17 protein-coding genes are annotated in these 22,169 nt (G+C 45.2%); 5 read left to right on the forward strand and 12 right to left on the reverse strand.

All coding sequences use genetic code 11. The features are described from left to right. The first annotated feature begins 42 nt into the window (after window positions 1-42). A complete protein-coding gene (nadB, locus tag JMA39_RS03450) occupies window positions 43-1,653 on the forward strand; it encodes an L-aspartate oxidase (RefSeq protein WP_202720439.1) in 1,611 nt (536 codons plus the stop codon). Window positions 1,654-1,661: 8 nt separating this feature from the next. Here the strand turns inward: nadB and JMA39_RS03455 are convergent, their stop codons facing one another. The 9 genes from JMA39_RS03455 to rppH form a co-directional block, all read right to left on the reverse strand. Then, the gene (locus tag JMA39_RS03455; protein ID WP_202720440.1) at window positions 1,662-2,087 is read right to left on the reverse strand and encodes a protein YgfX; all 426 of its coding nucleotides are present in this window, start codon (window positions 2,085-2,087) and stop codon (window positions 1,662-1,664) included. Beyond that, window positions 2,068-2,307, reverse strand: coding sequence for an FAD assembly factor SdhE (locus JMA39_RS03460; protein WP_202720806.1), 240 nt, complete (start codon window positions 2,305-2,307; stop codon window positions 2,068-2,070). The genes JMA39_RS03455 and JMA39_RS03460 overlap by 20 nt, the downstream gene beginning before the upstream one ends. Window positions 2,308-2,472: 165 nt before the next feature. After that, window positions 2,473-3,381 (reverse strand): transcriptional activator NhaR, encoded by a 909-nt coding sequence (nhaR, locus tag JMA39_RS03465; RefSeq protein ID WP_202720441.1) that lies wholly within the window; start codon window positions 3,379-3,381, stop codon window positions 2,473-2,475. Between the two features lie 67 nt (window positions 3,382-3,448). Then, a complete protein-coding gene (locus tag JMA39_RS03470; RefSeq protein WP_202720442.1) occupies window positions 3,449-3,832 on the reverse strand; it encodes a hypothetical protein in 384 nt (127 codons plus the stop codon). After that, window positions 3,829-5,004, reverse strand: coding sequence for a Na+/H+ antiporter NhaA (gene nhaA, locus JMA39_RS03475; protein WP_202720443.1), 1,176 nt, complete (start codon window positions 5,002-5,004; stop codon window positions 3,829-3,831). The genes JMA39_RS03470 and nhaA overlap by 4 nt, the downstream gene beginning before the upstream one ends. Before the next feature lie 487 nt (window positions 5,005-5,491). Then, window positions 5,492-6,343, reverse strand: a complete 852-nt coding sequence (locus JMA39_RS03480; RefSeq protein ID WP_202720444.1) for a thymidylate synthase — start codon at window positions 6,341-6,343, stop codon at window positions 5,492-5,494. An 84-nt stretch (window positions 6,344-6,427) separates the two neighbouring features. Continuing rightward, window positions 6,428-7,228 carry a sulfite exporter TauE/SafE family protein gene (locus JMA39_RS03485; RefSeq protein ID WP_202720445.1) on the reverse strand — a complete coding sequence of 267 codons (801 nt, stop codon included), beginning with the start codon at window positions 7,226-7,228 and terminating at the stop codon, window positions 6,428-6,430. A gap of 74 nt (window positions 7,229-7,302) precedes the next feature. Beyond that, entirely contained in the window at window positions 7,303-9,537 is a 2,235-nt protein-coding gene (gene ptsP / locus JMA39_RS03490) for a phosphoenolpyruvate--protein phosphotransferase (RefSeq protein ID WP_202720446.1), read from the reverse strand. A gap of 18 nt (window positions 9,538-9,555) precedes the next feature. Then, window positions 9,556-10,077, reverse strand: a complete 522-nt coding sequence (gene rppH, locus JMA39_RS03495; protein WP_202720447.1) for an RNA pyrophosphohydrolase — start codon at window positions 10,075-10,077, stop codon at window positions 9,556-9,558. Between the two features lie 691 nt (window positions 10,078-10,768). On the opposite strand from rppH, the gene mutH reads away from it, so the two are divergent. Both mutH and JMA39_RS03505 read left to right on the forward strand, forming a co-directional pair. Then, window positions 10,769-11,440, forward strand: coding sequence for a DNA mismatch repair endonuclease MutH (gene mutH / locus JMA39_RS03500; protein WP_202720448.1), 672 nt, complete (start codon window positions 10,769-10,771; stop codon window positions 11,438-11,440). Between the two features lie 124 nt (window positions 11,441-11,564). Next, window positions 11,565-12,644, forward strand: a complete 1,080-nt coding sequence (locus JMA39_RS03505) for an adenylate/guanylate cyclase domain-containing protein (protein WP_202720449.1) — start codon at window positions 11,565-11,567, stop codon at window positions 12,642-12,644. A 61-nt stretch (window positions 12,645-12,705) separates the two neighbouring features. Here JMA39_RS03505 and oxyR read toward each other — a convergent pair whose 3' ends face one another. The 3 genes from oxyR to JMA39_RS03520 form a co-directional block, all read right to left on the reverse strand. Then, window positions 12,706-13,620: a hydrogen peroxide-inducible genes transcriptional activator OxyR gene (gene oxyR, locus JMA39_RS03510; RefSeq protein ID WP_202720450.1), complete on the reverse strand. Its 915-nt coding sequence runs from the start codon at window positions 13,618-13,620 to the stop codon at window positions 12,706-12,708. Window positions 13,621-13,825: 205 nt separating this feature from the next. After that, window positions 13,826-14,191: an Hpt domain-containing protein gene (locus tag JMA39_RS03515; RefSeq protein WP_202720451.1), complete on the reverse strand. Its 366-nt coding sequence runs from the start codon at window positions 14,189-14,191 to the stop codon at window positions 13,826-13,828. Window positions 14,192-14,381: 190 nt separating this feature from the next. Further along, complete coding sequence (locus JMA39_RS03520) at window positions 14,382-15,323, reverse strand: TIGR01212 family radical SAM protein (RefSeq protein WP_202720452.1); 942 nt, start codon at window positions 15,321-15,323, stop codon at window positions 14,382-14,384. Between the two features lie 488 nt (window positions 15,324-15,811). On the opposite strand from JMA39_RS03520, the gene gltB reads away from it, so the two are divergent. Further along, window positions 15,812-20,260 (forward strand): glutamate synthase large subunit, encoded by a 4,449-nt coding sequence (gene gltB / locus JMA39_RS03525; RefSeq protein WP_202720453.1) that lies wholly within the window; start codon window positions 15,812-15,814, stop codon window positions 20,258-20,260. A gap of 6 nt (window positions 20,261-20,266) precedes the next feature. Beyond that, window positions 20,267-21,676 carry an FAD-dependent oxidoreductase gene (locus JMA39_RS03530; protein ID WP_202720454.1) on the forward strand — a complete coding sequence of 470 codons (1,410 nt, stop codon included), beginning with the start codon at window positions 20,267-20,269 and terminating at the stop codon, window positions 21,674-21,676. Window positions 21,677-22,169: the final 493 nt, after the last annotated feature.

Consider the following 22,169-nt stretch of genomic DNA (forward strand, 5'->3'; position numbering starts at 1 on the left):
GGTTTAACATAGTCGGACTCCCAGATAACTCTATGATACCTGATGAAACAAGTAGTTGAACACCAATCTGACGTTTTGGTTATCGGTAGTGGTGCTGCCGGTCTCACTTTAGCTTTGCATCTTGCTGAAAAATCAAAAGTTATTTTGCTATCCAAAGGGCCGCTCAGCGAAGGCTCAACCTATTATGCCCAAGGCGGTATCGCCTCAGTCTTCGATGAAGATGACACCATCGAGTCCCATGTTGCCGACACTTTAGTTGCCGGAGCCGGGCTTTGTGACGAACCTGTCGTCAAATTTACTGCCGAAAATGCCAAAGCTGCAATGCAATGGTTAATTAATTGTGGCGTGGCCTTCGATAAAGAAGAAGTTCCCGCTGGCAGTAAAGAGGAAGCGCCTTATCACTTAACCCGTGAAGGTGGCCATAGTCACAGACGCATTCTACATGCCGCAGACGCAACAGGCAAAGAGGTGCAAGTCACCCTACAGGATCAGGCTCGCAACCATCCCAATATTCTTGTGCTGGAGCGCTACAACGCCATCGACCTCATTACTACTCGTAAGTTGAGTCGACCGGGCAACCGTGTCCAAGGAGCCTATGTTTGGAACAGAGATGAAGAGCATGTTGAAACAGTTAAGGCACGTTTCGTTGCCCTAGCAACAGGCGGCAGTTCTAAGGTTTATCAATATACCTCTAACCCAGATATTGCATCTGGCGATGGCATTGCTATGGCGTGGCGTTCTGGTTGCCGTGTTGCCAATATGGAATTTAATCAGTTTCATCCAACTTGCTTATATCATGCCGATGCCAGAAACTTCCTGCTGACCGAAGCTCTTAGAGGTGAAGGGGCTTATTTGCGTCGCCCCGATGGCACACGCTTTATGCCAGAGTTTGATGAGCGTGCCGAGCTTGCACCACGTGACATCGTTGCTCGTGCCATTGACTATGAGATGAAGCGCTTAGGTTCTGACTGTGTGTATCTGGATATTACTCATAAGCCAGCAGACTTTATCATCAAGCATTTTCCAACTATTTATAAGCGCTGCCTCGAACTTGGCATCGATATCACCAAAGAGCCAATCCCTGTGGTACCTGCCGCGCATTATACCTGCGGTGGTGTAATGACAGATCTGCATGGCCAAACCGATCTCAACGGCCTATACGCCATCGGTGAAGTGGCTTATACCGGACTTCACGGTGCAAATCGCCTAGCCAGTAACTCTCTGCTTGAGTGTCTGGTATTTGCCCGTGCTGCCGCCGAAGATATTGAGAGCCAACTCGGTAAAATTCCTATGCCGAGTTGTTTACCGGCATGGGACGAGAGCCAAGTATCGAACTCCGACGAAGAGGTTGTCATCGCCCATAACTGGCATGAGCTTCGCCTCTTTATGTGGGATTATGTGGGTATTGTGCGCTCGGATAAGCGTCTTGAGCGGGCTCTGCGTCGCTGCGTAATGCTACAACAGGAAATTCAAGAGTATTACAGCAACTTTAAGGTGAGTAACAACTTACTTGAACTGCGTAACCTAGTACAAGTTGCCGAGCTGATAATTCGCTGTGCTATGGAGCGCAAGGAGAGTCGAGGCTTGCATTATAATATCGATCATCCTAACAAGGATGAATCGCCAAAACCAACCATCTTACAGCCTGACTAAATAGTGCTTTACCTGCACTGCCCCTGATAGGCTAACTGAAGTAGACGACACAGATGTCGATAATTTGTGTCGTCTAACATATCCGCCCACAGTACCAGACGTTTTATCTTCCCCATCAAAACAATATCAAACATCACAGCAAAAGGTGTAATCACCGGCTTTCCAGTTAACACAAAGTCCATGCAGCGATTAAGCTTACCTCCACCATCAGCGTTGAGCACAAACTGACAGCGCCAATGCCTTAAGCGATAAAACTGCCAGAGAAAAAAACCACAGCAGGCCGTAAAAACGAGGTACTTTATCGAGATATAAAGGGTATTTTCAGCGTAGGGCCAAAAAAGGAAAGAGCTTAAACAGATAACAGTAATAACGGCCAGAGAAAGTCGCTGACCGTTGGAGGAGCTAACATCAAAACTATGCTGCTGGACGCCCACGAACCTTGATAATCATTTCAGCAAACGCAGGATTAGGGCACACTTCATGTCCCATAAACCAAGCAAATAACTCCGGGTCTTCACACTCGAGAAGTTTAACAAATACGGTTTTATCTTCTAGCGACATTGACTCATAGTGCGCTTCAACAAAAGGCTGAAACAGAACATCCAGCTCAAGCATGCCTCTACGGCAAGCCCATTTAACTCTTGATATTTTCATCGGTTCTTGGGTTGATTCAGACAAGGTGCAAACTCCAAACTGTTATCGTTATATTGCAGCTAAGTGTACCAGTTGCCGCGCCTTAGTGTCGATAATTGCTACACAGGATAATCTAATCCGGACTAAGACTGAGGAGTCGACTAAGATAGCCTCATCAGGAACATGCTACAACTGCTGTACTTTTAAGTCGTTACCAGCGAACAACTCGGTAAAGTCTGTTTCTAATAGGCTCTTAACCGCCGGATGCTGGATCATTCGCTCGGCAAACATCACATGATACACCTCTTTAATTTCTGATGTTTCACCTAGCAAAGTCATACCGTGAGCTAAAATATCTTGCTTGTAAATCGAAGGAGCGACAAAGATCCCTTGTTTGAAAAAGCCAAAAGATTTCATCATCGCCGCATCATCAAACTCCCCCAGAATGCTCACATTCAGGGCCTTCTCATCAAACCAGCGCACTAATTGCTGCCCCAGTGAGGTTCGTCTTCCAGGAATAAGTAACTTTCCCTGCTCTAAGCATTGTGGAAAAGGCTTGGAGTATGTCTCTGCAGAGAAAAAAGCCACACCAGACTCACCGAGTTGCTTAGAAAGGATTTCAGGATATTTAAGGCTCTCCCCAGCGCAGTCAGAAAGGATCATATCCAATTTATGCTCACGTAGTCGCGTCATTAACTCTTCATGTGTCGCTTCATAACAGGCTAAATGCATCGAGCCATCACTCGGTACAACAGAGAGTAATACTCGACTGCTCAACGCCTTAGATAACGCGGCCGCAATCCCCACTTCAAACAAGATATTTTCATCTTTTTGATAGTTCAGCAAGTCGAGCATTTCATAGCTAAGACTGAACATCTTGTCGGCATAGCGAAAAACTAATTCCCCAAGCTCAGTAGGCTCTAGTGAACGTCCTACTCGCTTAAATAAACTGCCCTTTAGGCTCGCTTCGAGCACGCGAATTTGACCTGTGACTGTTTGCGGGGTTAAGCATAAAGCCTCGGCAGCTTTAGCTACGGTGCCCTTCTTCTGGATCATCCAAAAATAGTAAAGATGGTTATAGTTTAGATTTGCCATAGTCGGTTACCGTTGTTGTAAATAAAAACGAGGCAACTTATTCAGTTGCCTCGTTAGTCTTTTAGGCTTACTTAAGACGTTGACAGTCCATTAAGTCAGACATCACAGCTGTTAAATCGTCAGTAGTCTTGATCTCACCAGCCGAGAATGCCTCAGCTAACCCTGAAACCAGCGAGTTTCGATCAGGTATTCTATCCCGGCAAAATTCACGGTTGGCTTCCTGAAAACGCTTACCACCGCGGTACTTAAGTGCACGAGACTCATAACCATCAGTCTCTAACCGTTGACCCACAGCCGCACCTCTATACATCAAGGCTCCATCAACAACACCATCTAAGTAGTTTTTACACACAACACTGTCGATGTCTTGATTACAACGCTCAATCTGACCAGCGGTTGCGACAGAGCTAAACCCAAGACCAATAACTAATGCAAATAATCCTAATCTCATGCCTTCTCTCCTTTCTCAGGTAACACCTTCGACAACCAGAAATAACCTATCGTCGCTGATGCTATTGACCCCAATAAAATCCCTAATCTTGCATAATCACCGTACATCTGTCCCTCACCAATAAAGGCAAGTGAAGAGATAAACATAGACATAGTGAAACCGATACCACACATCACAGCAACAGGTGTAATGTGCCTCCAGCCCATGCCTTCAGGTAAAACAGCCAGTTTAAGCTTCACGGCGATGAAACTAAACAACATGATACCAAGCGGCTTACCTACCAATAGACCGAGTGCAATACCAAGTGGTACTGGTGATAACAATGAGCTTAAACTCATACCACCTAAGTCTACGCCTGCGTTTGCAAAAGCAAAGATAGGCAAGATAATGAAGGTACTCCATGGGTGCAGACTATGCTCTAAACTCTCAGAAGGAGACGATCCATCTTTAGCTCTAAGCGGAATACAGAAGGCAATAATTACGCCTGCTAATGTGGCATGTACACCAGACTTCAGAACCGCGATCCATAAAATAAGACCTAATACACCATATGGCCCTAGGGCGGTGACGCCTTTGCGATTTAATCCAATTAAACCAAGAATCGCAATAGCAGCGACAACTAAGCTAATAGTTGATAAATCTGTACTGTAGAACAGTGCAATAATGACAACCACACCGAGGTCATCGATAATCGCCAGTGCTAATAGAAACACCTTTAATGCTACAGGTACGCGGCTACCAAGTAGCGCCATAATACCTAAAGCAAACGCGATATCGGTCGCAGCTGGAATTGCCCAACCCACCTGTGTAATTGGATCTGAGTAGTTGAAAAGAAGGTATACAGCTGCTGGGAAAACCATACCGCCGATCGCCGCAAATGTAGGCAAAGATGCCTGAGCACGGCTAGATAATGCACCTTCAAGCAACTCTCGCTTCACTTCCAAACCGATAAGCATGAAGAAAATGGCCATCAAGCCATCGTTGATCCAGTGAATAAGTGTCTTATCGATATCAAGGCTACCAACACGCACTTGCATCTCTGTTTCCAGAAAGCCTTGGTACATACCCGATAAAGGTGAGTTTGCTAATAACATTGCAAGCACGACGGAAATCATCAATAAGATGCCGCCTGCCGATTCCTGGCTTAGAAAATTCCTAATTGCCCGTTCCATTTTTACGCTCCATAAAATCTCAATACCGCGAGTGTAGCCGAATACGATTAACCTGAATAATCGTTTGCATCAGCTATAAACATCGGGATATCCGAAGTATCAAGTCTAGTCCTATAGAAAGTAAATATCAAACATCAACAGAATAATCACGTTTTAAAAACTCACAACAACAATAAAGCGCTATAGATCACACTTTTTTAGCAAGTAAAACGGTGGTCTATATCGAAAGTCTAGTTTTCTCTAAAAATGAGAGCCTAAATCACCCGCAGATAAGGACTCGAAAAAAACGAAGTTTCGTTCATTTTTGCAGCAATCATTAACTGAGTCTATGCTGAAAATAGACTTAAACCGTCAAAGTAACAGGAATCTTATAACAGATAAATTGAAGGTATAAATAGATGAAGGCTACGCGAGAGTTTGGCCAATATTGGATAAAAAAAACTCGCCATTTGGCGAGTTTTTATAGTCTGATTTGTACTCAGGAAAACTACACAGAGAATGGGTATTTAATCGCCTCGTGGTGTTCATAGCCTGTCACTTCAAAGTCATCCATCGTCACCCAAGTCTCAAGATCTTTTAAGGATTTGATATCAGGGTTAATCACTAACTTCGGTGAAGCAAAGGGTTGGCGCTTAATCTGCACATCTCGCATCAGTTCTAACTGATCTTCATAGATATGGGCGTTAACAATTTTATGGAACGCCGTTCCCGCTTTGTGTCCTGTAATTTGTGCCATCAAGGCCAATAGCGTAAATACCTGGACCTGATTGAAGTTCAGCCCTAGTGGGACATCGCAGGAGCGCTGGAAGCTCGTTAGGTGCAAGGTATCACCCACTAAAGAGAAGTTGTGGGTGTGCATACACGGTCTTAAACACCCCATATGAAATTCACCTGGATTATAGAAGCTCAAGATCTCGCCTCTGTCATCTATCCCTTTAGATAGGTCATCGACAATTTTACGTAACTGGTCAACGTTGCCACCGTCTGGCTTACTCCAACCTCGCCCCTGAACACCGTAGACTCGGCCCATATCGTCCGTGCCTTTACGATGTGGGTTATTTAGCCAAGCTTGGTTATCATTGGCATTGGCGTTCCAAGTATTACAGCCGATAGCACGAAAATCAGCAGCATTATCATAACCTCGGATATAGCCTAGCAGTTCGGCGATGGCTGCTTTATAAAAACTTTTACGGGTGGTAATCAGCGGAAATTCATTTTTATCGACATGATAAACCAGATCAGCATTAATCACCGTAAGACAACGTTTACCGGTGCGGCTATTCTCAACCCATGTTCCTTCATCAATAATGCGCTGACAAAGATCTAAATACTGTTTCATGATTATCTACCTATAAAAAAGAGTTGCTGAGCTTACTGTCAGCGCTAAACGCGGAAATACTACCAATAATTACTCGGTAGAACATTATGCTAAAACAAGTTTCAAACCGACAAGGGCAAGGAATACAGCAAATAGCTTCTTTAACTTTGCTGTGGGAAGCGTAGTAGCCGCCCTTGCGCCCACAGGCGCCATTAACATTGAGGTCGATACGATACCAATGAGCGCTGGCAGATAGATGTAGCCTAGAGTCCAATCGGGTAAGCTTGGGGCGTTCCAGCCTGCCAATGTATAACCAATACTGCCAAACAAGGCGATGAGTAACCCCGTCGCCGCAGAGAAGCCCACGGCAAAACGCATCTGTAGGCCACACCAAGTTAAGAATGGAACCAAAAGAACTCCACCACCTATCCCCATCAACGCCGCAATAACCGCAATGCCTGCTGCGGCAAAAAATAAACTCATCGGCCCTGGCATATTTCGGCTTGATTGTGCTTTAAATGGGTAGGCCATCTGCACTGCCATCAAGATCACGAATAGTGCAAAGATTTGCTGCAGTGATTTAGCGGCAATCATCTCAGAGATAAATCCCGAGCATAAAGCTCCCAACACAAAACCGGGCAGCATAGATTTAAATAGCGGCCAAGGAATGTTTTCTCGTTTATGGTGAGCACGAGCAGAAGAGAGAGAAGTCAGGATAATTGCAGCTAAAGAAGTCGCGATAGCCACATGGGGTAAGTTATCTGACGTAATACCGGCCTGAGGAAGAATATGCAGCAAGGCAGGAACCGCTATCAGGCCCCCACCGATCCCTAGGAGCCCAGCCATAAAACCGATCCCCGCGCCTAAAATAAGGCAGATGCACAATATATATAGCCAGCTTTCCACAAGCGCTACCTTTAGTCGTTATTATTTATCAAGCTTAAAACAATCAAGGCGGAGTTCATAGAGCATAAGCTCTTTTAACTTAATACTGACGTGAGCCCCTTTTGTTCACAGTATTGACCCACTAGCAACCTCACCTCTTCGCCACTATTTAGCTTTAAGGCCTGAGCTAGTAGCTGATTCAACTCGGTTTGAGAAACACGCCTTAAAAGGTAATTTATCCGAGCTAAGCTCGCTTGGTTCATACTTAACTGGTCGTAGCCCATAGCGATAAGCAAAATAGCGCCAATAGGCTCGCCAGCAAGCTCTCCACAGACGCTAATCGGCAACTGATACTCGTTACACCGCTCTACTGCAAACTTAAGCGCTCTAAGCACCCCAGGATGATAACTATCAAATAGGGGACTCACACTGGGGTTGTTACGATCGACCGCTAACAAGTATTGAGTTAAATCGTTGGAGCCAACTGAGACAAAATCGACACGTTTAGCGACTTCATCGAGTTGATACAGCAACACGGGCACTTCAAGCATAATGCCGACTTTAGGCATAGTAACCGTTTTGCCAAGCTCCGCGGTTAGCTCCTGACAAGCTTGATCTAGATAGATAAGTGCTAAATCAACCTCTTCGAGATTGCTGACCATAGGTAGGAGTACGTGCAACTGTTCTGAACCTATCGCTGCTTGCAGCATGGCTCTTAGCTGGATCAAGAATAACTCCGGATGGTCGAGTGACAAGCGAATACCACGCCATCCTAAGAAAGGGTTATCTTCTACAATAGGAAAATAATCGAGCGGCTTATCTCCGCCAACATCTAGAGTTCGCATCACTACAGGCTTGTCGCCTGCCGCCTTTAATACCTTACGGTAAATTTCGAGTTGCTCGATCTCACCTGGGAAACACTGCTTAATCATAAACAGGATCTCGGTGCGGTAAAGTCCAATACCGTCAGAGTCTGAACCTGTTTCTGAATCGACACTGGAAAGCAGGCCACTGTTTATATAAAGGTAAATACGCTTACCATCTTGAGTAACCGTTTTAAATGACAACTCTTGTGCATATTGTCTTTGCTGCTCTTCCTGAGCAGCAATTAAGCTTTGGTACTCTGAAAGTACTATCGCGGATGGCTCAATAATCACTTGGCCACGATTGGCGTTAATGATTAGCAAAGACTGTTCGATATTAGCGCTTAAAATCCCATCAACACCAATTATCGCTGGCACTCCCATCGCTCGAGCGAGAATGGACGCATGAGAGTTTGCTCCACCGAACTCGGTAACGATACCTGCAAGCTTCTGCCGAGGAAATTCTGCAAGCAAGGTGGTGCTCGCCTCACGCGCAATCAGGATCACTGGCGTTTCGGGCTCTAAAAAGATCTTATTGGGTTCAATTAATTGCCTAAGAACCCTTTGCCCTAAATCTCTGATATCACTGGCGCGCTCTTTCAGATAAAGATCGCTCATCGCCTCAAAATGTTCGATATAACGTTTTGATACACGGCATACAGCCGTTTCAGCGCACCAGCCAGCTCTAACTTCTTTTATGTATTCACCACCGAGGCTACTTTTTTCAAGCAGTAACAGCAATGCATTAAAAATTGACGCCGCTTCTTCATCTTTCTCACGGTCAAAACGCTGTGACAAGCCAACCAATAGATCTTTACAGCGACTCATCGCCTCTTGCAGACGCAACTCTTCACCTGCCGTTGATTGAGTTTGCTGCTCGACTAAATCAAATGAAATCTGCCCGCCCAGCACTAACGCCTTTGCTATCGCAATCCCTTTCGATGCTTGGGTGCCAGTATAATAACGCTGCTGCAGGCTATCCCCACTCTTAACCTTATGGGTGAGTCCCTTGATTGCAACAGCGAGCTGCGCTGCGAGCGTCATTAAAAAAGCTTCTTCGCCTTCACTAAACTGCCGAGCTTGAACCTGCTGCACCACGATCACGCCAATCACTGATTTTTGATAAACGATTGGTACCGCAAGAAAGGCGCTGTAGGCTTCTTCAGCCACTTCGGGAAGTAATTTAAATCTAGGGTGTGAAGCCGCATCGGCTAAGTTAATGGCTTCTTCTCTTTGGGCTACCAGCCCAACGAGCCCTTGGGTGACAGGGAGTTTGACACGATTGACAGCTGAAGGGTCTAAGCCATCTGTCGCGGATAAAATAAGATGTTGCTCCTCTATAATATAGATAGAGCAACATTCAGTCATCATAGCTTGTTTGGTTCGCGTAACCAGCAACTCCAACGCATATTGTAGATCGCGGGCTGAAGCAACTGCTTGTGTGATATCTCTAAGTGTTTTTAGCACTAACGCAAACCTCCCTATTTAGCTTCTACGCATACCTCGTCTTCTGTTATTCGACTCTTTAACCTGTAAAGGTAAGGTAGTCGGAGCGAACTCTTTCATGACTTTTCGGTAAACATCTCTTTTAAAAGAAACGACTTGCCTTACTGGATACCAATAACTAACCCAACGCCAATCATCAAACTCTGGATGGCCACTTGCGTTGAGATCTATGGCATTTTCGGCACTTTTCAATTGTAGCAAAAACCACTTCTGTTTTTGCCCTATACACACGGGTTTACTATCTTGTCTGATTAACCGCTTAGGTAGCCTATAGCGTAACCATGATCGCGTCGATGTTAGAATTTGCACATGTTCTGGCTTTAATCCTACTTCTTCATATAACTCACGATACATGGCCTCTTCTGCCGACTCTCCATCGTCAACGCCACCCTGAGGAAATTGCCAGGAATGTTGGCCAAATCGTCTTGCCCACATAACCTGCCCAAAGCGATTACAGATAATGATGCCCACATTTGCGCGAAAGCCGTCACTATCAATCACATGGACTCCGAACTATTAACTATTAATCTTTTGATTGTTTCACAAAGCGTGTCCGGCAGCAAATATCTGTTACGCACAATTCTTTGGATAAATCCCCATTAACGACAACCTTATCAACAGAACTAATGATGAATAAGCGATGATATCCACAGAAACTGTGGATATCTCTGTTGGAAACTCGGTTAAAGTCTAATAACTTGTCGCTTTAATCTGAGTTTATCAATTTACCCCCTCTCATAACAACCCAGTTAAAAACTTGAATAACAACAAGTTACCCAAGAAAACCCAAATATCTATAGCAACCACCATAGAGAGTGCTTACTATTTGCACAGCAAAATTAAATCCATAAAAGCGATAAATGAACCAAAGGTGTTATTCACAAGTGCAATAGTTTGCTGTGAGAAAAAAGCCAAAAACCGCAAGAAAATAGCATTGACAGATCACATTTATTGCAGTAGTCCGATGCTAAATTGAAGTTATCCAATAAATCTGTGGATAACTATGTTGGAAAAAGAGGGAAAGAACTGGTGTAACTACTTAGTATCTGAGTAACAGTTAGCTCATATTTAAAAGATCGTCTCTTAATTCATAAGCTTAGATGAAATGATTAAAGTTATCCTCAGCAAAATGAATCTCTGTTCATTTTTTGTACTTGTTTGATAAAAGCCTTTAATTAGGTAAAATCGCCCCATGAAGAAATCACTCCACTCTCCAAATAGCATCGAAGAGTTAATGCTACGCGCTGAATCGATGGCAGGTTTAACCCTAGGCCAACTCGCGAATTTCCACGAAATCCAAATCCCTAAAGATCTAAAACGACATAAAGGTTGGGTTGGTCAACTCATTGAACTCGAACTCGGTGCATTAGCAGGTTCAAAACCTGAGCAAGATTTTGCTCACCTAGGTATAGAGCTTAAAACTATCCCCGTAAGTGCACTCGGCAAGGTATTAGAAACCACCTACGTCACTGTCGCTCCACTGACAAATATTCAAGGGCTAACTTGGGAAGAGAGTGTTGTTTGCCATAAACTTCAACAAATTCTGTGGATCCCAGTGCAAGGCGATAGAGATATTCCTTTGTCCCTGCGTCAAATAGGCTCACCTATCTTATGGCGTCCATCAGCTGAAGAGAGTGCGCAACTCAAGCAAGACTGGGAAGAGATCATGGAGTTTATCTCGATGGGACAGGTCGATAAGGTTACTGCCCGCCACGGCGAAGTGTTGCAACTTCGTCCAAAAGCGGCAAATAGTCAGGTACTCACCGACAGCATAGGCCGAGACGGTAAGCTGACTCAAACCAATCCCAGAGGCTTCTATTTAAAGACGCAATTTACTCAGAGAATACTTTCACAACTACTTTGAGTCGTTTTTTGGCCAAAACTCACACTCATTTGACTTAGATCACAAATACTGCTGGTAAAAGTAGGGGTTTATTCTATAAACTAGCGCCTCCTAAATTTATGTAGCATTTGGATTCCCTTAAATAGTGAAAGCACGTATACAAGCGAAGAAATTAACCTTTGCTATATTCGCATGGACTGCAGCCATGGCGGCTTTCGTATTTTTTAGATACGCACAAACGCCTGAATTGCCACAGTGGGCCATTGGTTCCGCTGATTTAGCCACGCTTTCTATTTATATGGGTCTTATTTTTGGCAGCCTTCACTGGATGTCGAACTTAATTGCAGACTTTAGTGCAATTAATCGCTTACCTTATGTTTTTTCAGTGATCTTCAAAGGGTTGTTTTTATTGCTTGGTGCCACAACCCTGGCTTATATCACCCAGTACCTCAACATGTGGGCCATTGAAAACCACATGACCACCTTGCGCCAAATGCTCACTGCGCACATCCTTTATAGTCCATCGTTTCAAGCTTTGATTGTCTATTTGGTTGTGGTGCGCATTGGCCTTGCTTTTATCGAGCAAATGGCGCTACTCGTTGGCCCTAGAGTGCTATTTAATATCGGTTTAGGTAAGTACCACAAACCAAGATATGAGCAGCGCTTATTCCTTTACCTCGATATGGTGGCATCCACCACTCATGCAGAATCTTTGGGTGATTATCGTTTTAGTCGTCTTATTCAAGACAGCTTTAGCCTACTCGCGGATACAGTAACCAATAACGAAGCTGAGATTTATCGTTATATGGGCGATGCGGTATTGATCTATTGGCCACTAAAAGATGGGATTAAGGAAGATCGCTGCTTCAATATCTACTACGAGTTTAGTCAGCAGCTTAGCTGGCAGAGACAATACTTTGAAGAGCAGTACGGTTTTGTTCCTAAATTTAAAGCCGCTGCGCATTGTGGGCAAGTTGTGGCTGCCGTTGTAGGTGTGCAGAAACAAGAGATTAGCTTCTTCAGCGACGTACTTAATACGCTAGCAAGATTACAAGATCAGTGTAATCCACTGGGTCAGCGCATGCTGATCTCAGGTTCACTGCAGTCACGACTCGAATACAGTGACTCGAAATATAACCTAAACAGCCTAGGTCCTATTAAGCTCAAGGGTAAACAGCACTCTATCGAAGTCTTTGGTGTAACGCCAAAAACGGCTAATACATAGCGCAAAAATCCCCAATAAAAAAAGCCGATAATCATATCGGCTGTTCTGTTTTATCTCATCGCTAAATATCGTCAGCTTGATCCAATAAGGTTTGGATCTCTAATCCTAATGTTCTAAAGGTCAAAATCCTGCTGGACGTTTGACGCCAAACTAAACCGATATCTCGATAAGGAGTTTCCCCTGGCGGCGCCATAGTGGTTAAATCCGTATTATTTAAAATCCCCGCATCAATCGCCATCTGAGGCAGGAAAGTGGTACCGAGCTTACAGTTCACCATCTGTACTAAGGTATGTAAGCTTGTTGCGGCAAACGGATTGATCTTAGCACTTTCGCCTAACTGACATGCAGTAATCGCATGCCCCGTAATGCAATGCTCAGCTTGCAAAAGGAAGATACTTTCATCAGGCAAGTCTTGGTAGTCGATCGGCTCATGGATCTCATCGGTTAAATCTTTGTGCACCACCATTTTAAACGGGTCGATGCCGACTTTCATACTATGAAAACCACTGGTATCCACCGGAAGTGCAAGTAACAATAGATCAAGCTCACCTTTACCGAGAGCATCGATTAACCTATCAGTGGTGTCTTCCTTTAAAAACAGTGTCAGATCTGGGTAAACCTGCTTACAGTGCTGTACCACATTACTCAGTAGAAATGGTGCAATCGTTGGAATACAACCTAAACGGATCTCCCCGGTCATAGGTTCTCCCTGGTGTTTAACCAGCTCAACAAGATCGTCTACATCGGTCAATAATTTACGCGAACGCATTACCACCTCTTCGCCTATGGCGGTGAAAATAAATGATTTGTGGTCACGTTCAATTAACTGATGCCCCAGCTGCTCTTCAAGATTCTGAATACCGCTAGACAAAGTCGACTGACTAACATGGCATATTTTGGCGGCTCTATTGAAATTCTGCTCTTGGTGCAAGTTCACCAGATAGAACAAATTTTTTAAACTGGGGAGATGTTTCATAAAATAGATTACCAGTGACATTACTTATCTAATAGTTCAATTTAACTCTATCATAAATAGCTAAGTTAACCTTGAGGTAAGTTGGCTAGTTTGTGAACTGAATCAAAAATGCACAAGATAATCTACTACAGAAGCTAGATTACAGATAAAAAAATAGCGCAGTGGGAGGCCCAAGCTGCGCTATTGAATAAAAGAGTCGGTTTAACTAAACCTTAGACTCCAAGTATTCTTTTAATTGCTGTAGATCTTTCGATGCATATTCAACAATCTCATTTAGCCATGTTAGGTGCTCTTGTTGCCAGCTTGCTTCTTCGCCATGCTGTAATAACTGAGCAAACTGCTGAATACGCTTAAGTCCAACAGAACCCGCTGCGCCCTTAAATTTATGCGCTTCGCTGCAAAGCGTATCTTTATCATTCGCCTGCTGCGCACTGACTAAATTGCCAACGTATTCTGGCATAAGTTGTTCAAATAAAACGACGCTTTTAAGTAGCGTACCTGCACCAATTGCACTGCAGTATTGCTCCAGTGTATTAAGATCTAGGATTGAATCTAGCTCAGCTGCTGCCATTTAGGCACCTCTCAAAATATTGTCGTGTATACAAAAAATCAATTTTACCACATAATACCCGCTATAATCACGGGTGCAATAGCTAGTAATAGATGAGAGTCAAATTACCGTCATTTTAACCTTTTAATAACAGTAAGTTACACAAACTGTCTATAAGACTCACGATTCACTAGCTAACAATGAATATTATTTACTCAAATATTGGTTCAACTGTCGATTTTTGCGTCTCAAGGTAAGCCCCCTGGCCCCCCTTCGCTTTAAGATCGTCAACAATCGCAACCAAACCATTCCAGCGATATGCACACCAATCAGGTGCTAACAGCATAGGCTTTTTCGCGTAAGCCGTCACTCGGTGGAATATCACCTCTTTAGGCGTACGGCGGATTAACTCACCGACACTGTAGGCATAGGTCTCAAGCTCAAGCAGACTCATTTTATTATTGCGCCATGCTTTGGCCATGGTGCTACCTTCAACGATATGTAGCGGATGTAGCTTCAAGCCATCAACGCCAACAGTTAATACCTTATCGAGTGTTTCAAGGTAATCTTCATGGGACTCTCCCGGTAACCCTAAGATCAAGTGAGTGCAGACCTTAATACCTAACTTGCGAGCACGGACAACCGTATCTTCATAAGCAGCGAAATCATGACCGCGATTGATCTTCTTTAATGTTGCATCGTTTGCCGACTGCAAACCTAACTCCAACCATACATCGACACCATCATTTTGATAGCCAACTAATAGCTCGAGAACCTCATCGGGAACGCAATCTGGGCGAGTACCGACACATAGGCCAACGATATCGCTATCTTGGATCGCCTCATCATATTTTTGCTTAAGGACCAAGTACTCATCATAAGTACTGGTATAAGCTTGAAAATATGCAATGTACTTTGATGACTTTGATGACAGACGCTCTCTGCCTTGAGCTAATTGCTCTTGGATAGATAGCTCGGTCTTATGCTCATGGCTAAATGATGCCACATTACAATAGGTACAACCGCCCTTGCCTAAGGTGCCATCACGATTTGGACAAGTAAACTTTGCATCAATTGTCAGCTTACGGATCCGCTCACCATATTTCTGTTTGCACACACCACCAAAGGTATTAACGTAACTATCCAGTCCCAACTGCTATATCACCTAGCCAAAAAATTTGCGCTATTTTAACCAGTTCTAAAAAACATTAATTAGCGCTAGCTCAAATAACGGAAATACTACACTGGCATACCGTTCACTTGGGGTTAATTACTTTAACGGTTACTAATGCATAAATAGTCACAAGCAAAAGTGATTATCATTTCACTGTATCTGCAATAAAAATCACTTTACTGAAAACAAGTACAATCCAGCAACTTGTTATAAAAAGGTAAAAGCGCAAAAACACTTAATTTAAAATTCTTTTTATTCATAAGGTTATACGTAAGCATCTGCAGTTTACGTCAAGGTAAAGCAGTTAACACCTGCGTATAAAACGACACAAGCCTGTTACTTTTTATGCACTAAATAGGTTTGACCTTTAAGACTCTTAGAGTTAATTTGATTGATTCGGGTGCATATCTATAGATAATTTTGCTTTATCTCCCGAGTTGTATCAGTCGAGGTTAGGGAGTGTAGTAATGAGCTTATATCATCCAAGTTTTGAGCGGGACAATTGTGGATTTGGCTTAATCGCCCAGATGGACGGTGAACCGAGTCACCGAATTGTACGCACCGCGATCCACGGCCTAGACCGAATGAAGCATCGTGGTGGTATTGCTGCTGATGGCCGAACAGGCGATGGCTGTGGACTATTAATGCAATTACCAGTCAACTTTTTCAAAGCTATTGCCGAAGAGAATGACTGGCACCTTAGCCGCCGCTTTGCAGTGGGTATGCTGTTTCTCAGCCAAGATACTATTTTAGCTTCGCAAGCCAAGCAGCTAATTGAACAAGAGCTGCAAAAAGAGACCTTAAGTGTCGCAGGCTGGCGAGACGTTCCGGTAAACGCTAACGTACTGGGACCTATAGGTAAGGCCAGCCAGCCGCAAATAGTACAAGTATTGATTAATGCCCCTATCGGCTGGCGAGAAAAAGACTTAGAGCGCCGCCTATATATGGCAAGACGACGTGTGGAGCAGCAGCTCACTCACGATAAAGACTTCTACGTTGCCAGTCTTTCAGGCCAAGTCATCGTCTATAAAGGGCTGATGATGCCTGCGGATCTGCCCGCTTTCTATAGTGATCTAGCAGACATACGCTTACAGAGTTCAATCTGTTTATTCCACCAGCGCTTCTCAACCAATACATCACCTAAGTGGCCACTGGCTCAGCCATTGAGATATCTGGCCCATAATGGTGAGATCAATACCATCACTTGTAACCGTCAATGGGCAAGAGCCCGTGCTTACAAGTTCACCGCGCCTCTGTTAGCAGATCTACAACAAGCCGCGCCTTTCGTTAATGAAACAGGCTCAGACTCCTCCTCCCTCGATAATATGCTTGATATGTTACTTGCCGGTGGAATGGACTTATACCGAGCCATGCGTCTACTTATTCCACCAGCATGGCAGAGTAATCCCGAGATGGACGAAGAGCTTAAAGCCTTCTATGACTTTAACTCCATGCACATGGAGCCATGGGACGGCCCTGCCGGCATCGTAATGACTAATGGTCGCCATGCCGCCTGCGCCGTTGACCGTAATGGTCTACGTCCATCACGCTATGTCATTACCAAAGACCGTATTTTAACCTTAGGTTCAGAGGTGGGTATTTGGGACTATGGCCCAGATGAGGTGATAGAAAAAGGCCGTGTCGGCCCAGGTGAGCTCTTGGTTCTAGACACCTTAAATGGTCAACTTTACTCCTCATTTGAGATCGATAATGACCTTAAGCGTCGTCATCCATACAAAGAGTGGATGGCCAAAAACAGTAAGGTGCTTAAGCCTGCAGAAGACTTCGGCCCCGGTGAACAGGGTAAACGTGAATTCGATGATGCCCAACTACTGCAATATCAAAAGCAGTTTGGTTACTCGCGAGAAGAGCTTGAGCAAGTCATCTGGGTATTAGCTCAAAAAGGTGAAGAGGCCACAGGCTCTATGGGCGACGACACCCCGATGGCAGTGCTGTCTAAGAAGTCGCGCACCATCTATGACTACTTCCGCCAAAAGTTTGCTCAGGTAACCAACCCACCTATCGATCCGCTGCGTGAAAAGCATGTGATGTCGTTAACCACCTGTGCAGGTCGTGAGCAAAATCTGTTTAACGAAACCACAGGTCATGCTTATCGCGTGATGTTTAACTCACCAGTGCTGCTATTTAGCGATTTCAATCAGCTTATGGCACTCGATAGCACCTACTATCGCGCTAACACTGTCGACTTGAATTATGATCTTAGCGAAGGACTGGAAGCCGCTGTTAAACGGATCTGCGATGAGGCCGAGCGCCTTGCGCGTTCGGGAACCACACTGCTAGTTCTTTCCGACCGCGCCACAGCCAAGTCAAAACAAGTGATCCCAGCCGCTATGGCTGTGGGTGCAGTGCAACAAGTATTAGTCAATAACAGTCTACGCTGTGATACCAACATCATAGTAGAAACGGCATCGGCAAGAGATCCACATCATTTCGCCGTGCTGTTAGGTTTCGGTGCCACCGCTATCTATCCTTACCTTGTCTATGAGTGCATCGCTGATCTCGCTCAGCGGAACGGTGTCGAAAATACTCGCGATCTCATGCTCAACTTCCGCTACGGTATCGATAAAGGACTGCGTAAAATCATGTCCAAGATGGGCATTAGTACCGTCGCATCTTATCGCTGTAGCCAGCAGTTTGAGGCCGTAGGCCTTGCAGATGAAGTGGTCGAACTTTGCTTTAACGGCGTGATTAGTCGTATTCAGGGAGCAAACTTTGACTTGATTGAGAAAGATCAACAGATCTTACACAAGAGTGCCTTTAGAGCCCATCAACAACTGCCACAGGGTGGCCTACTAAAATACGTAGAGGGCGGTGAATATCACTGCTTTAACCCTGATGTAGTTAATACCCTGCAGGCCAGTTTAAAGGACCAGAATTACCAAGCCTATAAACGCTTTGCCGAGCTTGTGGATGACCGCCCTATTGCCACCTTGCGTGATTTAATCCAAGTCAAAGGCGAACTTGCCCCTGTTGAACTCGATAAGGTCGAAGCCGCTAAAACCCTCTACCCGCGTTTCGATAGTGCGGCAATGAGTATCGGAGCCCTGAGCCCCGAGGCTCACGAGGCGCTAGCCGTTGCCATGAACCGCCTAGGAGGTCGCTCAAACTCTGGTGAAGGTGGTGAAGATCCGCGCCGTTTTGGCACCGAAGGTAACTCTGCCATCAAGCAGATCGCATCGGGTCGTTTCGGCGTTACCGCCCATTATCTCGTCAACGCTGAAGTGTTGCAGATTAAGGTTGCTCAAGGGGCAAAACCTGGTGAAGGCGGTCAGCTTCCCGGTGATAAAGTCAGTGTAGAGATTGCCGCGCTGCGTAATGCTCGCCCTGGTGTCACCCTGATTTCACCGCCGCCTCATCATGATATCTACTCCATCGAAGATTTAGCGCAGCTGATCTTCGACTTAAAGCAAATAAATCCTAAGGCGCTTGTGTCGGTCAAACTGGTTTCTGAACCTGGTGTCGGTACGATTGCCACTGGCGTAGCCAAAGCTTACGCCGATATGATCACCGTATCTGGTTACGATGGCGGTACGGGTGCAAGCCCAATCACTTCGGTAAAGTATGCAGGTAGCCCATGGGAGCTTGGACTTGCCGAAGTTCATCAATCATTAGTTGCCAATGGCTTACGTCATAAAATCAGGCTGCAAGTTGATGGCGGCTTAAAAACGGGTAAAGACGTTATCAAGGCCGCGCTACTTGGCGCCGAGAGCTTTGGCTTTGGAACCGTACCTATGATTGCACTCGGTTGTAAGTACCTACGTATTTGCCATCTAAATAACTGTGCCACAGGTGTTGCCACCCAAAACCAAACCCTACGTAATGAACATTATCACGGCCTACCAGAGCGGGTGATGACCTACTTCGAGTTTGTTGCTCAAGAGATCCGTGAGCAGATGGCAGCCCTTGGCGTTACCGAGTTTGAGCAGTTGATCGGTCGAAGCGACTGGTTAGCGGCCATCGAAGGTGAAACGGCTAAGCAGCAAAGCCTCGACTTAACACCAATCCTGTATCGCCCTGAGGTACCAGAAAACTCAGCTGTCACTTGGCGTGAAATCAATCAGCCATCAGACAAAGGCCTGTTGAACCAACGCCTCGTAGAGGACTGCAAAGAAGCCGTCAAAGCGGGTGAGTCGATTTGTGAGATGTTTAATATCAACAATACCGACCGCTCTGTGGGGGCTAGCCTTTCAGGTTTCATCGCCACTCATGCAGGCCGCGACGGTGCAAAGGCGCCTATCACCTTGAAGTTTAACGGTAGTGCCGGCCAAAGCTTTGGTGTATGGAACGCCCCGGGTCTTGAGTTAATGCTCTGTGGTGATGCCAACGACTATGTGGGTAAAGGCATGTCTGGCGGTAAGATCTGTGTCTACCCACCACTAGGAAGTCCGTTTAGGAGTGAACGCTCCTCTATTTTAGGTAACACCTGTTTATATGGTGCCTCTGGCGGCAAACTATTCGCATCGGGTAAAGCTGGTGAGCGTTTTGCCGTACGTAACTCAGGAGCCATCGCCGTTGTTGAGGGCTTAGGTGATAACGGCTGTGAATATATGACAGGCGGTATTGTTGTGGTGCTAGGGAAGACAGGGGTTAACTTTGGTGCAGGCATGACAGGTGGTTTTGCTTACGTATTTGACCAATTTGGCCGCTTCAATCGCCGCGTCAATACCGAGATGGTCGATACCCATAAAGTCCAATCGCCGATCCAACAGCAACATCTACGTGACTTGATTGAACAACATGTCAAAGAGACCAACAGCGAGCATGCCAAGATGATCTTAAGCGACTTTGAGAACTGGCTAGATTGCTTCATCTTAGTAAAACCCAAAAATGTTGAGCTAAGCGATCTGTTGAAGTTAGAACAATCTAAACCTGCAATAGCAGTTAGAGCGGGGTAACACAAAATGAGCAATGATTTTCAGTTCCTTGAAGTTGGGCGTAAAGACCCGACTAAACACGCCGCTAAGCAGCGTGCAACACAATTTATTGAGATCTATCAGCCTTTTGCCCAGCCTCAAGTGAATGAGCAGGCCGATCGCTGCCTAGACTGTGGTAATCCCTATTGTGAGTGGAAATGTCCGCTGCATAACTATATTCCTAATTGGCTTAAACTCGCCAAACAGGGCCGAATCATGGAAGCGGCAGATCTGGTTCATGAAACCAATACCCTACCGGAGATCTGCGGTAGAGTTTGCCCTCAAGACCGCCTGTGTGAAGGAGCCTGTACCCTGAACGAAGAGTTTGGCGCGGTAACCATAGGTAATGTCGAGAAGTACATTACCGATACAGCTATCTCACAGGGCTGGCGCCCAGATATGTCAAAGGTGACTCCCCGTAAAGAACGTGTCGCTATCATAGGCGCGGGTCCATCAGGTCTTGGCTGCGCTGATATCTTGGCCCGCAACGGTGTTAAAGCCGTGGTGTTTGATAAGAACCCACAGATAGGTGGCCTACTCACCTACGGTATTCCCTCATTTAAACTCGATAAAGAGGTGATGCAGGTTCGCCGCACCGTGCTTGAAGGCATGGGAATAGAATTTAAACTTGGCGTTACCGTTGGCAAAGATATCGACTTTAAAGAGTTAATAGATCAATACGATGCCGTATTCCTCGGAATGGGCACCTACACAGCAATGAAGGCAAACCTGCCAGGCGAAGATGCACAGGGGGTTCATCAGGCTCTGCCCTACCTTATCGGTAATACCCATAACGTGATGGGCACAGAGTGCACAGATACGCCCTATCTCAGCCTTAAGGGAAAACGTGTTGTCGTGCTCGGCGGCGGTGATACCGCGATGGACTGTGTTCGCACCGCAGTGCGACAGGGCGCAACTCAAGTCACCTGCGCTTATCGCCGCGATGAGGAGAATATGCCGGGGTCACGCCGGGAGGTGCAAAATGCCCGAGAAGAGGGAGTCGAGTTTCTATTTAATCGTCAACCGACGGCAATCAAAACCGTCGACGGCAAAGTAATAGGCATCGAGTGCATAGAGACTCAGTTAGGTGAAGCAGATGAGAGTGGTCGACGCCGGCCAGAACCGATAGCCGGTAGCGAGCAAGTACTTGATACCGATGCGCTTATCATCGCCTTTGGCTTCCAGCCTAGTCCAGCAACTTGGTTAGCGGATCACAATATTGAACTCAATGAGTGGGGCTTAGTGAAAGCAGCAAAACTGGCCGACAACCCATTCCAAACCAGCAATCCTAAGGTGTTTGCCGGTGGCGATATGGTGCGTGGTTCAGATTTAGTCGTCACAGCGATTGCCGAAGGGCGCGATGCAGCCATGGGCATTTTAAATTACTTAGAAGATTAATATTTTAAAGAGGTTTTTAAGTAGGGGTTTAAAGAAGTTTATAGAAAGTTGTCTGTGATTGTGCGCTCCCAATGGAGCGCCTTTTTTTTGCCTGCTATTTATGCCCCAAGCTTTATACCAAACACTATCACCGCAAGCTGAATAACAGCCCAATAACGACTGCGATTCTAAGTCAGTCGCCAGCCCGACAAATCCGATCGACTCGAGTCCAAGCCTATCCATTTCATAAAGATTACAGTTAAAACTAATTTTTATTGAAATTTTATTTGCGACTCATCTGACCTCTCTGAACAAAATTAAAGCAGCCAATTTCCCCTTAAATAAACAATAACTTGCATACCACCAGCTCCCTGCATAATTCAGCAAAACAAATCTGTGAAGCCTGTCGCACTTTTCGATAAAGCTTGATCGTTACAACTCTAACCATTAGAGTTGTTATTAATTGAACGTTCAATCAACAATAAAAACAACAAAGAATTAATAAAAATAACAC

It is taken from the genome of Shewanella schlegeliana, from assembly GCF_016765635.1.
GTDB classification, from domain to species: Bacteria; Pseudomonadota; Gammaproteobacteria; order Enterobacterales; family Shewanellaceae; genus Shewanella; species Shewanella schlegeliana.

Bases quoted from the DNA above. Each gene is read 5' to 3' on its own strand.
- JMA39_RS03460 (WP_202720806.1), bottom strand. From the start codon at position 2,307: ATGAAAATATCAAGAGTTAAATGGGCTTGCCGTAGAGGCATGCTTGAG.
- JMA39_RS03530 (WP_202720454.1), top strand. From the start codon at position 20,267: ATGAGCAATGATTTTCAGTTCCTTGAAGTTGGGCGTAAAGACCCGACT.
- nhaR (WP_202720441.1), bottom strand. From the start codon at position 3,381: ATGGCAAATCTAAACTATAACCATCTTTACTATTTTTGGATGATCCAG.
- mutH (WP_202720448.1), top strand. From the start codon at position 10,769: ATGAAGAAATCACTCCACTCTCCAAATAGCATCGAAGAGTTAATGCTA.
- gltB (WP_202720453.1), top strand. From the start codon at position 15,812: ATGAGCTTATATCATCCAAGTTTTGAGCGGGACAATTGTGGATTTGGC.
- JMA39_RS03470 (WP_202720442.1), bottom strand. From the start codon at position 3,832: ATGAGATTAGGATTATTTGCATTAGTTATTGGTCTTGGGTTTAGCTCT.
- nhaA (WP_202720443.1), bottom strand. From the start codon at position 5,004: ATGGAACGGGCAATTAGGAATTTTCTAAGCCAGGAATCGGCAGGCGGC.
- JMA39_RS03515 (WP_202720451.1), bottom strand. From the start codon at position 14,191: ATGGCAGCAGCTGAGCTAGATTCAATCCTAGATCTTAATACACTGGAG.
- oxyR (WP_202720450.1), bottom strand. From the start codon at position 13,620: ATGAAACATCTCCCCAGTTTAAAAAATTTGTTCTATCTGGTGAACTTG.
- JMA39_RS03480 (WP_202720444.1), bottom strand. From the start codon at position 6,343: ATGAAACAGTATTTAGATCTTTGTCAGCGCATTATTGATGAAGGAACA.
- nadB (WP_202720439.1), top strand. From the start codon at position 43: ATGAAACAAGTAGTTGAACACCAATCTGACGTTTTGGTTATCGGTAGT.